This window comes from Pontibacter diazotrophicus (assembly GCF_003367245.1).
Lineage (GTDB): Bacteria > Bacteroidota > Bacteroidia > Cytophagales > Hymenobacteraceae > Pontibacter > Pontibacter diazotrophicus.
This window is the reverse complement of sequence record NZ_QRGR01000021.1, coordinates 106,610-120,091: the sequence shown is the minus strand read 5'-3', so window position 1 is coordinate 120,091 and position 13,482 is coordinate 106,610. Positions and strand designations below refer to the sequence as shown.

Below are 13,482 nucleotides of genomic sequence, written 5' to 3'. Positions count from 1 at the left end.
TGCGATCCTTATATATACTTAGTAGCCCTCAAGATATACTTAGGATAGTAAAGAAGTACTTAGCTGTTCAGCTCCATATTCTGGATTTTTATTTTATTCTTTTAACTAAAACCTGACATGAGAAAAATTTTATTATTGAATTTTGCTTTCATGCTATGCCTTATACAACAGGTGATGGCACAAGGTGGAACAGTAACAGGTACGGTAACGGAGCAGGAGACAGGACAGGGTCTGCCGGGTGTTACTGTTATCGTTAAAAATACTACCACCGGAACAAGCACTGGAATCAACGGAGAATACTCTGTCACTATTCCAGCCAACATGGATCCAGCGAATGCAACGCTGGTGTTCAGACAGATTGGTATGACAACGCAGGAGGTTCCTGTGGGGGACAGAACCACTATTGACGTGAGCATGAGCCCGGACACAAGACAACTGTCAGAGGTTGTAGTAACGGGTTACACTACGCAGACAAACCGCGAGGTGGCAGGCTCTATTTCTACTGTAAAGGCAGAAGAGATCAGACAGGTGCCTATCGCCTCTTTCGACCAGGCCCTGCAGGGTAGAGCACCGGGTATATTGGTGCAGGCAAACTCTGGCCAGCCAGGTGCAGCGGCAAACGTGGTTATTCGCGGTAGAGGTTCTATTCTGGGTAGCAGCGAACCATTGTACATCATGGATGGTGTGGAAATAACAGCATCCGATTTTGCTACGCTCAACCCAACCGACTTTGAAAGCCTGACAGTATTAAAAGACGCTTCTGCCACTTCTATCTATGGTTCAAGAGGTGCGAATGGCGTTGTGGTAATTACTACCAGAAAGGGACTTGCCGGTAGAACGCGCATCAACTACGATGTACAGTATGGTTTCTCAAGAGCTCCTGAAAACAGGCTGGAACTCATGAACACAGAGCAGAAACTTCAGTATGAGCTGCAAAGAGGCAATCCTTATGGCTGGGATGATGCAGATTTAGCAAGACTAAGAGAAGTAGACACCAACTGGGAAGATGTATTCTTTGAAACAGGAACTACACAGAACCATACACTAAGTGCTTCCGGTGGTAGCGAGAAAACGACTTACTACCTGTCTGCCTCTGTTTTCGACCAGACGGGTACAGTGCCAAACACTGGCTTAGAGCGCTATACGGGTAGAGCCAACATAGAATCTGCCGCTGGTAACTTCAACTTCGGACTGAATTCTACTTTTGGTTATTCTGAGTTCACCAACACGAGTGAGGCTAACTCTGGTATAGCGACTCCGTTGAACGCCATACGTTGGACTAATCCTTATGAAACGCCTTATGATGAAGAGGGGAACTATACGCAGATGGTGTCCGGCCAGCCGAATGCCCTACAGGAACTTTTGGAGAACAACAACTTAAGGCAGCAAATAAAGGGTGTTGGTAACGTGTACGTAGGTTATCAGGCTCCTTTCCTGGAAGGTTTATCTTTCAGGACTACCTGGGGCGGTGACTTCACGTCGAACGAAACATCCTCTTATGTTGACCCGGATACTTATAGCGGCCAGTTCTCTACAGGTGGTTCAGGTTCCTTTGGCCGTGGCTATAACAGGTCTTTCCGTTATACCGGAACAACATCTGCTACCTATGATACCGAGTTTGGAGGAGAGCACACGCTTACAGTTGCCCTGTACAACGAAATTGTAAACAGAGTTTACAGAGGCCTGAGCTTTACAGGTTACGGATTGGGTGGTGCTTTCCAGAACGAAGCTGGTATCACGCCTGGTAATGCATCGAATGGTTTTATACCTGCTGTTGGTGGTGCTGGTACTGAGAATGCTTTATTATCATACTTCACAAACATCAACTACGGCTTCCGCGACAGGTATTTCCTAACCTTAGGTGCCCGCCGTGATGGTTCTTCCCGCTTTGGTGCCGACAGACGCTTCGCGAACTTCGGTTCTATAGGCTTTTCCTGGATTGTTTCTGACGAGCCTTTCATGCAGGGCATAACAGATGTATTCAACGACATTAAGTTCAAAGCTTCTTACGGTTCAGCGGGTAACCAGGTGTTGTTAGATGCAGCCGGTAACGCTTTGGATTTTGCCTCTCGTGAGCTTTACAGCCGTAGCGTTTATGGTGGTGTAAGTGGCTTAGGACAGGCGCAGTTAGCAAATCCGCTGTTACAGTGGGAAAGAAAAACCACCTTTAACACGGGCCTTGAATTCACTACCCTGAATGGCCGGTTAGGAGCTACGGTAGAATTTTACAATTCTAATACCAGTGATTTGTTCCTGGACCGACAGCTTTCCAGAACGACGGGTTATCCGGAGTTGATCTCGAACATTGGTGAACTGCGAAACAGAGGTGTGGAACTTGCGCTGAACGGTGACATCGTTGCAACCGAGGATTTTACCTGGAGCGCCAATGTTAGCTTAACGTACAACCAAAATGAGGTGACACAATTAGTCGGTGACGAGGAAGAGATTATAAGCGGCCTTTATACCAACCGTGTGGGTGAGCCAATGAACTCTCTTTATGTGGTGCGTTATGCCGGTGTAAACCCAGACAACGGAAATCCACAGTACTTAACAGCAGATGGCGATATAACGGAGACCTATAACCCTAACGACCGTGTGATTGTTGGTACAACAGAGGCACCATTCTTCGGCGGCTTTGGCACTTCTCTTAACTTCAGAGGCTTTGAAGTAAGTTCTTTCTTCAGCTTTGTTAGAGGTAACAAAATCTATAACAATGACCGTGCGAACGTGGAGAACCCGCAGTATTTGTGGGACAACCTGGCGCTTTCTATGTTGGATGAGTGGCAGGAGCCTGGTGATATCACCAACATACCGCGTCCGGGTGCCCCTTTCAGAGCGTCAACAACACGCTTTGTTGAGGATGGTGATTTCCTGAGACTGCGTAATATCAATGTGTCTTATTCATTGCCGGCCTCACTGGTAAATTCAATAGGATTCATAAACAGCGTTAGAGTATTTGCTCAAGGCCAGAACTTAGTAACATGGACAGACTTCCAGGGCTTTGACCCTGAAGTGACAGGGGGATCACTGACAGGAGCACAGTATCCTGCGCTTCGTACCGTTACTTTTGGCTTAAATGTTGGTTTCTAATTATATAAAAGTTTAAAAATGAGAATCAAACAACTATTTATAGGTTTCGGGTTATGCTGTTCTTTAGGGTTATCTGCCTGTGAAGAAGTAATTGAGGTAGAACCTGAATTCCAAAGAGATGCGAACCAGCTTTTTACAAACCTGGATGATTATGAATTCGCATTAACAGGAGCATACGCTCGGTTTCGCCAGGTAGGTTATTTTGCCAGCGGTGCCCAAACAACAGGCACATGGTCTACTTTGCCGGACATGATGTCTGATAACCTCGTGCAGACAAGTGAAGACCTTGCAAACTGGGCGAACCAGACAAACTGGGTATATACAGCCGACGAAACGGATATCGCTGTAGCCTGGATTTCTGCCTACTCCGTTATCAACCAGGCTAACCTGGTGCTGCGCGATATCGAGCAGTTTTCTGAAACTGATCCTGAAAGAGTAAACAGGCTCAAAGGACAGGCGCTGGCTATCAGAGGTATGGTGCATTTCGACCTGCTGAGATATTGGGGTGAGAGTTTCGAGAGAAACTCCACCGAACTGGGTGTGCCTTATGTAACAGTAGTGGATCCGGAGAGTAAGCCAAGCCGGTTAAACGTAAGCGAAACATACGATAACATCTTCCGTGATCTTCAGGAGGCAGAAACGCTTTTAGGGACTGTTGACAGAGAAATCAACGCTACCAACAGAGCATACATCGACCAGACAGTAACCAGAGCTATTCTGGCCCGTGTAAACCTGTATGCCAAGGATTATGCAGCTGCTGAGAACTATGCTACCCAGGTTATTGAAGAGCTGCCTCTGGCGACCAGAAACGAGTTTGCTGATATCTGGACAGACGCAACCGATGATGAAGTAATCTGGGCCGTTGCCTTTAACGCCGGTGAAGGCACACCTTCGGGAGGTTTGTTCAATGCCCCTTCTAACCGTAACCGTTTCAGGCCGTCTGAGGAGTTAGTGGACGAGTATAATGAAGAGACCGATATCAGGTTCCCTTCTTATTTCAGCACAAGAGCTCTTGGCGAAACTGAAAGAGTGATTGTGAATAAGTTTGTGAGCCGTGGTACGGCGCAGGACAACCTGGTAAACTGGAAAGTGTTCAGAACAGGTGAAATGTACCTGATTCGTGCCGAGGCCAGAGCTTTATCAGGTGACGAATCAGGTGCTTTGGAAGACCTAAATACATTGCGCAGCGCCAGAATCGAAGGCTATGTGCCAGTTGATTTAGCAGGGCAGGCATTGGTTGATGAAATTGCACTGGAAAGACGTAAGGAGTTGTTTGGTGAAGGCCACAGATGGTTTGATGTAAAGAGAACTACCCGTAACCTTGTGCGTGAAGACTGTGGCACAACTGCTACAAACTGTACGTTAGCGCCGGATGCACGCGAGTGGGCCTGGCCTATTCCGCAGGCTGAAATTGACGCCAACGAGAATATCAGCACGCAGCAAACATCAGGTTACTAAGTAGCCCAGCCTAAACCCGGCTTGCCGGTACAGGATTAACATAAATAAAAACGCCCTTTAGCAATTGCTAAAGGGCGTTTTTATTTATGTTAATCCTAATCCTTCTCCATCACATTCAGGCTAACGAAACCGCTTCCGCCTTTCACGGTCTGGTGCCATCCCATTCGTTTCAACTCCCTCCTGATAAAATTGTTCAGCAGGCCGTGTGCTACCAATACGGTGGTGGCATTCTCATGGGCATCTTCGGCCAGTATCTCCGCACAATCCCGGGCCCGCCACTTTGCTGCTTTAAACGTCTCAATGCCTTTGCTGTTGAATCCCATGAACCAGAGGATGCGGGCAGAAACCAACCACAGCTTTATGGGCAGGCGCAGGAATGGCAGGGAGAATATTTTCCGTTCAAACTCCCGAAACTCGTGGTTCACCTTCAGAAGCACCTGCTCTCCGAAAATAGCTTTGGCTGTAAGTTGGGAGCGGATGAGAGTGCTGCAGTATACAGACTTGATTTCTTTATAAGGAATTGACTCATGCTGCAGCACGAATTCCTCTACCTGGGCGGCATCGTAGTCGGAAATATACTGGCTGGCTGCTGCTGCGCTGAAGAAGCCTTTTGCAGACACCTCCGGCCGCGCATGCCGTATCAGGAATATCCGTTTGGGTAAATGAGGTCTATGTGTTTGCGTTTCCAAAGGCCTGGCTGTTTGCGGTTCATTATACTATATAGGTATACGCAATAGTAACGTATAGGCTTACAGCAATGGACTTTGTGTTGCTTACTTATGCCTGCAGGGGTGCCGCCAGGTCTTTGAAGATAGTGCTTTTGATTTGCTCCCACTCGGGCCGCAGAATGCTATAGTAGATGGTGTCGCGGCGGCGGCCGTCGTGCATCAGGGTGTGGCTGCGCAGGATGCCTTCTTCGGTAGCCCCTATTTTAAGCATGGCTTTACGGGAACGCATATTTAGCGCATCTCCTTTTAGCTCTACCCGCTCCATCTGTAATACCTCAAAAGCATACTGTAGGAGCAGGAACTTACAGTGCCTGTTCAGGCCGCTACCTCTGAATTCCCTGCTTAGCCAGGTCCAGCCAATCTCCAGGCGCTTGTCCGGCACCGATATACTGCCATAGCTGGTGCTGCCTGCCAGCTTACCGGTGGCTTTGTCTTCTATCATAAAGGTATAGCGCGTACCCAGTTGGTAGCCACTGGTGGCAGTGTGTATCCAGGCTTCCAGCTCCGTCCCATTGCTGATGCGCGTAATCATATAGCGCCAGATTTCTTCGTCTAAGGCAATCATGCGCAGATCGGCTTTGTCTGAGGGCTGAAAAGGGCGGAGCAGCACGCGTGCATCCTCCAGAAGGGGTACCTGTTCAAAGTTCATCGTGGTAATATATAATTGTTGGAGACAGCAAGGTAGTATAAGTGCGCCACTTTTAAGAATCCGGCTATAGAAACAGGCCCAAAGGATACATTTTTATGGAGGCAGCAAAACCTTAAAAATTGGATAGTTAGCAAAAAATACGAGTGTTTTTATATATGCCTTAAGCAGCATCTACAACCCTAGTTGCCTCAACTACGTTTTAGCTAGCTAACGAAGGATACAATTATTTCTATATAGGGAGCAGAATCATATAAACAGAGTGCAGCAGTTAAAAGGCAAAAAAGCAGTAGTAAGCGGAGGTGGTTCAGGCATAGGCCGGGCTATAGTGGAAAGGCTGTCTTTAGCTAACATCGTAACTGCCGTCGCTGACCTGCAACCGCCTGCTGACCTGTCATCAAACGTTTACCCTTTTACCTGCGACGTAACAGCGGCACACGCTGTGGATGCACTCTTTGCCGGCGTGCAGGAAAAGCTAGGCACACCCGATATCCTGATTTGCAGCGCAGGGCGCGGCATCCATGAGAAGCTGACGGAAGGTGACCCGGAGAAATGGCGGCAAATCATAGATACCAACCTGATGGGAGCCCTTCGGCTGATCCGGGCCTTCGTGCCGGGTATGCTGGAGGCGGGGCATGGCGATGTGGTGCTGGTGTCGTCGGTTTCGGCGGGACAGGCTTATCCTTATGGTGGTGTATATGCCGCAACCAAGTCTGCTTTGGAGGTGGTGGCTGAAACGTTGCGACAGGAGGTGCTGCCGACCGTAAGGGTAACAGTAGTGGCGCCAGGAGTGACCGATACCGCCTTCTTCGAAAATACTGTTTCCGGGTTTCATACGGCAGAAGATATCGGATACGGGTCTATTGCTGCAGATGAAGTGGCAGATGCGGTGCTTTTTGCCCTTAGCAAACCTCCGGGTGTCTCAATAAATAAGATAACAATAAGGCCAACGGCTCAGCCCTTTTGATTTTGAGGGGTAATGCGCTAAAAAATATATGATGTTTTAACGCTGTTTGTGTTGGGCATCGGAAAGTAAAAAATAAGTATACAGCGGTTATATAAGCAAAATGTCTAACGACTAGATCTGGTGTCTTCAGTCCTGATGCCCTGGTCTCATTAAATACCATGAAAGAACAACAGACTATGAAAAGCAAAGTATTGATAACAGGAGGTGCTGGTTTTATTGGATCACACCTGGCAGATGAGTTGCTGGGCCAGGGGTATGAGGTAAGAGCGCTGGATAACCTAAGCGAGCAGGTGCACGGCAAAGACTGCAAAAGGCCCGAATACCTGCACGAGGACGTGGAGTTGGTGATAGGTGATGTGCGCAACCGCGAGGACGTGGACAAAGCGCTGGAAGGGGTGGATTATGTATTCCACTTTGCCGCGATGGTTGGTGTTGGCCAGAGTATGTATGAGATAAGAGAGTACACCGATGTAAATAACATGGGCACAGCCGTGCTCCTGGAGGCGCTCATTAAGCACCCTGTGAAGAAGCTGGTGGTAGCCAGCAGTATGAGCATTTACGGCGAAGGCCTTTGTAAAAGCCCGAACGGAGAACTGGTAACCGCGCAGGAGCGCCCGCTCGAGCAGTTGAAAGCCGCCGATTGGGAGTTGTATGACAAAGGCCAGCCTTTGCAGCCGATTCCTACACCGGAATCTAAAATCCCCTCACTATCTTCGGTATACGCCCTTTCTAAATATGACCAGGAGCGCCTTTGCCTGATGGTGGGCAGGGCCTACAACATCCCAACCGTGGCCATGCGTTTCTTTAACGTATATGGTACCCGCCAGGCACTCTCTAACCCCTACACCGGGGTGCTTGCCATCTTCGCCTCCCGGCTTTTAAATAACAATTCTCCCATGATTTTCGAAGACGGATATCAACAGCGTGACTTTGTGCATGTGCGCGATGTGGCGCTGGCGTGCCGTTTGGCCATGGAGAAGGAAGAAGCCACGGGTAAAGTCTTTAACGTGGGCAGCGGAAACAACTATACTATTCAGGAGATAGCGGAGCGGCTGGCAACGGTTATGGACAAGACGCACCTGAAGCCGGAGGTAACGGGCAAATACAGGGTAGGCGATATCCGCCACTGCTATGCCGACATCTCCCTGGCAAACGCGGTGCTTGGCTTTTATCCGCAGGTAGAGTTCAACAATGGGCTGGAAGAGCTGGCCAACTGGCTCGAAGGGCAGATTGCGTATGACAGGGTGAATGAGGCAAGTGCCGAACTGGCAGCACGTGGATTAACTGTCTAAGCTAAAACTGTAGACCCCATTTTCTGATTTATTAAAAAGTATTCTCATCACTATGAAAATAAAGAACGCTAAAAACGAAAAGTCACTCCCCAAAGTCGGAATTGTGGAATGGTTCCGGGTAGGAGAGCATGAGCGCGTAAAGCAGGTGCTCGCCGACTTGAAGGAACTGGGCGTAACAGAGCTCAGAACAGGCGTGTCGTGGGCTGATTACTATACACCGGATGGCAAAGGGTGGTACGACTGGCTTATACCTACTCTCGCGAAAGAAGTAAACGTGCTGCCATGCTTCCTTTATACACCGCCATCCCTGGGCGAGAAACCACGCACCTCTTCCCCGCCAAGAGACAAGAAGGCCTATGCTGATTTCCTGGATGTGTTTATTACGGACATGGGGGAGCATTTTGAGTGGGTGGAACTTTGGAATGAGCCCAACAACCAGATCGAATATGACTTTACGCTGGACTACGGCTGGAACAAGTTCGCAGAGATGGTGGGCGCCGCTGCCTACTGGTGCAGGCAACTGGGAAAAAAGACTCTGCTGGGCGGCATGAGTCCTATAGATCCGAACTGGCTGCAAATGATGTTCGAGCGCGGTGTGATGGAGCATATCGATGCGGTGGGTATACATGGTTTCCCGTTTGTGTTCGACCAGATGTGGGACGGATGGGATGAAAATATCAGAGCAGTGCGTGAGGTGATGGACCAGAACAACAGCAAAGCCGAACTCTGGATAACGGAGGCTGGCTTTTCCACCTGGCAGCACGATGAACTGAAGCAGGTGCAGGAGTTTAATGAGGTGCTAAAGGCTGACGCAACAAGGGTATACTGGTACGGCGCATACGACCTGCATGCCAAACACCCCACTGTGGGAGGCTTTCATTTAGATGACAGGGAGTATCATTTTGGCCTCAAGCGCTCCGACGGAAGCTCTAAACTGCTGTTCCGTTTGTGGGCCAAACATGGTCTGGAGCAACTGGGGAACCTATCCCACATCACGCGCACACTGCATGAAGACACCGCGCCTTATACCCTCATAACAGGTGGCGCCGGCTTTGTGGGTACCAACCTGGCCAAGCGGCTGCTTTCTGAAGGAAAACGCGTGATGGTTTTCGACAGCCTTTCCCGCGATGGGGTGGAGCAGAACCTGCAGTGGCTGCACGAGAATTACCCGGAAAACCTGGAGATATACGTCGGAGACATCCGTAACCTGCAGACGGTGCGCTATGTCATGCAGCGCGCCGAGGCGGTGTACCACTTCGCCGCCCAGGTGGCCGTGACTACTTCGCTGGACATGCCCATGAATGACTTTGAGATTAATGCGCGCGGTGTCATGAATGTACTGGAGGCCATACGGGAGCAGGATAATCCGCCACCGCTGGTGTTTACCTCCACGAACAAAGTATATGGCGGCCTCGAAGACGTGGAGTTTATCTCCAACGGGTCCCGCTACTATCCTTCAGATAAAGAAATAAAAGAAAACGGCATCAGCGAAAAGCGCCCGCTGGACTTTCACAGTCCCTACGGCTGCTCGAAAGGCGCCGCTGACCAGTATGTGGTAGACTATGCCCGCACCTATAACCTGCCGATGGCGGTGTTCCGGATGAGCTGCATCTACGGGCCACATCAGTATGGTAACGAAGACCAGGGCTGGGTAGCGCATTTTGCCATCCGGGCCATCGAAGGCCAGCCGATAAACATATACGGCGATGGAAAGCAGGTGCGTGATATCCTTTTTGTAGAGGACCTGGTGGACGCCTTCCTGCTGGCCAACAAGCACATCGATCGTATCTCCGGGCAAGCCTTTAATATAGGAGGCGGCACAGAGAATACAGTAAGCCTGCTGGAGTTGCTGAAAACCATCGGCAGGTACCGGGGCAAAGAGGTACAGCTTAAGTTTGGCGACTGGCGGCCAGGCGACCAGCATTATTATGTGTCGGATACACGCAAGTTTCAGGAAGCCACCGGCTGGTACTCCAAGCACAATGTGCAGGAAGGGGTAGCCAAGCTGTACCAGTGGCTCTGCGAGAACAGGGGAATAGAAGTGCCACTCACTTTATCATCTAATAAAACAAAAGAAGAACCCGCCAAAAAAGTAGCAGTAGCTTAAAATGCAAGAAACACTGACAACAGAAGACAAAGCTGTAGCCAGCACCCCCGCTACAAGCATGAAAACTGCTGTGATTACAGCACCAGAACAAGTAGAAGTACAGGAGGCAAGCCTGCCGGAGCCACAGGAGGGTCAGGTGCGTTTGCGTTTAGAAGGCTGTGGCCTTTGCGCCTCTAATATTCCTGTTTGGGAAGGCCGCGAGTGGTTTACTTATCCTGTTGCCGCCGGGAACCCGGGGCACGAAGGCTGGGGTGTTGTGGATGCCCTTGGAGCAGGTGTGGAAAACGTAAAGCCAGGAGACCGTGTGGCGGCTCTTTCCTACAACTCCTATGCCCAGTATGATATCGCGGATGCCGACAAGGTGGTGAAGCTGCCGGAAGCGTTGGCTGGCAAACCCTTCCCCGGCGAGCCGCTGGGCTGCGCCATGAATATCTTTAAGCGAAGCGACATTTCAGCAGGACAGACAGTGACCATACTAGGTGTTGGTTTCTTAGGTGCACTTTTGGTGCAGCTGGCAAAGAATGCTGGTGCCAGGGTAATTGCGATTTCGCAGCGGGAGTTCTCACTGGAGATAGCCAGGGAGTGCGGAGCCGATGAAACCATCCAGATGGATGACCATTATAAAATCATCGAAAAGGTAAAGGAACTGACCGGGGAGAAATTCTGTGAGCGCGTGATAGAGTGCACAGGAAAAGAGTGGCCGCTGAACCTGGCGGGTGAACTGACGGCAGAGCGCGGAAAACTTATCATTGCCGGGTTTCACCAGGACGGTATGCGACAGGTAAACATCCAGCTCTGGAACTGGCGCGGCATCGACGTCATCAATGCCCATGAGCGCGACCCGCAGGAATACATCAAAGGAATGAGAGCAGCGGTAAAAGCGGTGGCAGACGGAACCCTGAACCCGGATAAGCTGTACACACACACCTATACCTTAGCTAACATCGGCAAAGCATTCGATAACCTGAAAACCCGCCCCGACGGATTTGTAAAAGCCCTTATAACGTACTAAACCATGCAAGACACGATACAGGATAAACAACAGGGAATTTCAGCATCTTCTTCATCTACCCACGCTAAGCCTAAGCTTGGCTTTTTGGGTGTAGGATGGATTGGCCGAAACCGCATGGAAATGATAGCCAAACACCAGGCCGGTGAAGTGGCCTACATCTCTGATACAGCGCCACACAATGCAGAGGAGGCGCTAAAGAGCGCACCGAAAGCAAAGCAGGTGCCTTCGCTGGAGGCTATGCTGCATGAGCCGGAGGTAGAAGGCGTAGTCATCGCCACCCCAAGTGCTTTCCATGCTGAGCAAAGTGAACTGGCTTTGGAGGCTGGCAAGTCTGTTTTCTGCCAGAAGCCATTGGGCCGCAACGTAGAGGAAACAAAACGGGTAGTGGAGGTTGCCCGGAAAAATAACAAACTACTGGGCGTGGACTTGTCGTACCGCCATACCGCTGCCATGCAGGAGGTGTATAAGGTGGTGCAGAGCGGTGAGTTAGGACACATTTATGCTGTTGAGCTGGTGTTCCACAATGCCTATGGCCCCGACAAAGCCTGGTTCTATGAACCCAAGCTTTCCGGTGGCGGCTGCGTCATTGACCTGGGCGTGCACCTGGTGGACCTGGCCCTGTGGTCGCTGAATTTCCCGAAGGTGAAGCAGGTGCAGAGCCAGCTATTCTCAAAAGGCAAACCAATAGGCATGGCAGAAGGTAAGGTAGAGGACTATGCCTCCGCCAGTATGGAATTAGCGGGAAACACCCACATGCAGCTGAGCTGTTCCTGGAACCTCCCGGCTGGGCAGGAGGCCATTATCAGTGCTACCTTTTACGGTACAGAGGGTGGTGTAGCCATGAAAAACGTGAACGGTTCTTTCTACGATTTCGTGGCCGAGCGCTACTACGGCACCAAAACCGAAACCCTATGCACCCCGCCGGATGAGTGGTCGGGCAGGGCAGGTGTGGCCTGGGCAGAGCGGCTGGCCAATGGCGAAGGCTTTGATGAAGCGGCAGAAGAATTTGTGAAGGTAGCAGAAGTATTAGATAAAATTTACGGCAGATAAGAAGATGGAAGCACGTCATCCTTCAAAAATCCTGATGACTACAGATACGGTAGGAGGAGTTTGGAATTACACAATAGAGTTGGTGGGCGCACTGGCACCATTCGGAACGCAGGTAGCATTGGCCACGATGGGTGGACCTCTAAGTGCCGATCAGCGAAGGCAGGTGGAGGAACTCAATAACCTGACCTTACATGAGAGCGACTACAAGCTGGAGTGGATGGACGATCCCTGGGAGGACGTAGAAAAGGCAGGCGAATGGCTGTTGCAGCTGAAGGACGAAGTGCAGCCGGACATTGTGCACCTGAATGCCATGGTGCACGGTGCTTTGGAATGGGGCGTACCGGTGGTGGTGGTGGTGCATTCCTGTGTGATGTCGTGGTGGAGAGCCGTGAAGGACGAGGAGGCGCCGAAAGATTGGGACAAATACAAAGAAATGGTGACACGTGGCTTACAGGCGACCAACATGGTAATAGCCCCGACACAAGCCATGATGAACCAGGCAGAGGCACTTTACGGCCCGTTTCAGGCCCGCACTGTCATCTACAATGGACGGGCCCAGAATACGTACCAGTTTGGGAAAAAAGAACCTTTTATTTTCAGCATGGGCCGTGTATGGGACGAAGCGAAGAACATTTCGATGCTGGCGCACATTGCCTCCGATTTGCAGTGGCCCGTGTACATAGCCGGAGACGAAAAGCACCCTGCCACAGGCAATTCAGTAGAACTGGATAATGTGCATTTCCTGGGGCAGCTGTCAGAGAAAGAAGTGGTTGATTGGCTTTCACGGGCTTCTATCTATGCGCTGCCAGCCAGGTACGAGCCATTTGGACTGACCATACTGGAAGCCGCCATGTCTGGTTGCGCCCTTGTGATTGGTAAAACAGAAAGCCTGATGGAAATATGGGGCAATGCCGCCAGGTATGTAGACCCTCAAAACGCCGATGAACTGCGGGATACCCTTAACAATCTGATCGAGGACGAATTTGGCCGCAACATCATGGGCTGCCGTGCGGTAAAACGCTCGCACGGCTACACCGCAGACCCGATGGGCCAGGATTATGACCACATATACCGGCAACTCCTGAGATCATCGGTAAAAATTTAAACTTAGAATAACTGAATAAATGAGCAT

Annotated in this window: 10 protein-coding genes; 8 read left to right on the top strand and 2 right to left on the bottom strand. The window is 50.3% G+C overall.

All coding sequences use genetic code 11. From position 1 onward, the window contains the following. Positions 1-117 precede the first annotated feature (117 nt). Complete coding sequence (locus DXT99_RS18365; RefSeq protein WP_115567038.1) at positions 118-3,090, top strand: SusC/RagA family TonB-linked outer membrane protein; 2,973 nt, start codon at positions 118-120, stop codon at positions 3,088-3,090. An 18-nt stretch (positions 3,091-3,108) separates the two neighbouring features. Next, positions 3,109-4,548, top strand: coding sequence for a RagB/SusD family nutrient uptake outer membrane protein (locus DXT99_RS18360; protein WP_115567037.1), 1,440 nt, complete (start codon positions 3,109-3,111; stop codon positions 4,546-4,548). Positions 4,549-4,643: 95 nt separating this feature from the next. Here DXT99_RS18360 and DXT99_RS18355 read toward each other — a convergent pair whose 3' ends face one another. Further along, positions 4,644-5,237: a histidine phosphatase family protein gene (locus DXT99_RS18355; protein ID WP_115567036.1), complete on the bottom strand. Its 594-nt coding sequence runs from the start codon at positions 5,235-5,237 to the stop codon at positions 4,644-4,646. Between the two features lie 88 nt (positions 5,238-5,325). Further along, positions 5,326-5,925: a GNAT family N-acetyltransferase gene (locus tag DXT99_RS18350; protein WP_115567035.1), complete on the bottom strand. Its 600-nt coding sequence runs from the start codon at positions 5,923-5,925 to the stop codon at positions 5,326-5,328. A gap of 259 nt (positions 5,926-6,184) precedes the next feature. On the opposite strand from DXT99_RS18350, the gene DXT99_RS18345 reads away from it, so the two are divergent. The 6 genes from DXT99_RS18345 (at position 6,185) to DXT99_RS18320 (ending at position 13,455) form a co-directional block, all read left to right on the top strand. Further along, positions 6,185-6,889, top strand: a complete 705-nt coding sequence (locus DXT99_RS18345) for an SDR family oxidoreductase (protein ID WP_181885170.1) — start codon at positions 6,185-6,187, stop codon at positions 6,887-6,889. Between the two features lie 176 nt (positions 6,890-7,065). After that, the gene (locus DXT99_RS18340) at positions 7,066-8,181 is read left to right on the top strand and encodes an NAD-dependent epimerase/dehydratase family protein (RefSeq protein WP_115567033.1); all 1,116 of its coding nucleotides are present in this window, start codon (positions 7,066-7,068) and stop codon (positions 8,179-8,181) included. Positions 8,182-8,233: 52 nt separating this feature from the next. Then, positions 8,234-10,288 (top strand): GDP-mannose 4,6-dehydratase, encoded by a 2,055-nt coding sequence (locus tag DXT99_RS18335; protein WP_115567032.1) that lies wholly within the window; start codon positions 8,234-8,236, stop codon positions 10,286-10,288. Position 10,289: 1 nt separating this feature from the next. Continuing rightward, a complete protein-coding gene (locus DXT99_RS18330) occupies positions 10,290-11,300 on the top strand; it encodes an MDR/zinc-dependent alcohol dehydrogenase-like family protein (protein ID WP_220273407.1) in 1,011 nt (336 codons plus the stop codon). A 3-nt stretch (positions 11,301-11,303) separates the two neighbouring features. After that, on the top strand, positions 11,304-12,350 hold the full coding sequence (locus DXT99_RS18325) for a Gfo/Idh/MocA family protein (RefSeq protein WP_115567031.1): 1,047 nt from the start codon (positions 11,304-11,306) through the stop codon (positions 12,348-12,350). 4 nt (positions 12,351-12,354) lie between these two features. Then, the gene (locus DXT99_RS18320; RefSeq protein WP_246000831.1) at positions 12,355-13,455 is read left to right on the top strand and encodes a glycosyltransferase family 4 protein; all 1,101 of its coding nucleotides are present in this window, start codon (positions 12,355-12,357) and stop codon (positions 13,453-13,455) included. Positions 13,456-13,482: the final 27 nt, after the last annotated feature.

Excerpts from the sequence above, each read along its gene's own strand:
- DXT99_RS18365 (WP_115567038.1), top strand. The coding sequence starts at position 118 with ATGAGAAAAATTTTATTATTGAATTTTGCTTTCATGCTATGCCTTATA.
- DXT99_RS18360 (WP_115567037.1), top strand. The coding sequence starts at position 3,109 with ATGAGAATCAAACAACTATTTATAGGTTTCGGGTTATGCTGTTCTTTA.
- DXT99_RS18350 (WP_115567035.1), bottom strand. The coding sequence starts at position 5,925 with ATGAACTTTGAACAGGTACCCCTTCTGGAGGATGCACGCGTGCTGCTC.
- DXT99_RS18340 (WP_115567033.1), top strand. The coding sequence starts at position 7,066 with ATGAAAAGCAAAGTATTGATAACAGGAGGTGCTGGTTTTATTGGATCA.
- DXT99_RS18335 (WP_115567032.1), top strand. The coding sequence starts at position 8,234 with ATGAAAATAAAGAACGCTAAAAACGAAAAGTCACTCCCCAAAGTCGGA.
- DXT99_RS18330 (WP_220273407.1), top strand. The coding sequence starts at position 10,290 with ATGCAAGAAACACTGACAACAGAAGACAAAGCTGTAGCCAGCACCCCC.
- DXT99_RS18325 (WP_115567031.1), top strand. The coding sequence starts at position 11,304 with ATGCAAGACACGATACAGGATAAACAACAGGGAATTTCAGCATCTTCT.
- DXT99_RS18320 (WP_246000831.1), top strand. The coding sequence starts at position 12,355 with ATGGAAGCACGTCATCCTTCAAAAATCCTGATGACTACAGATACGGTA.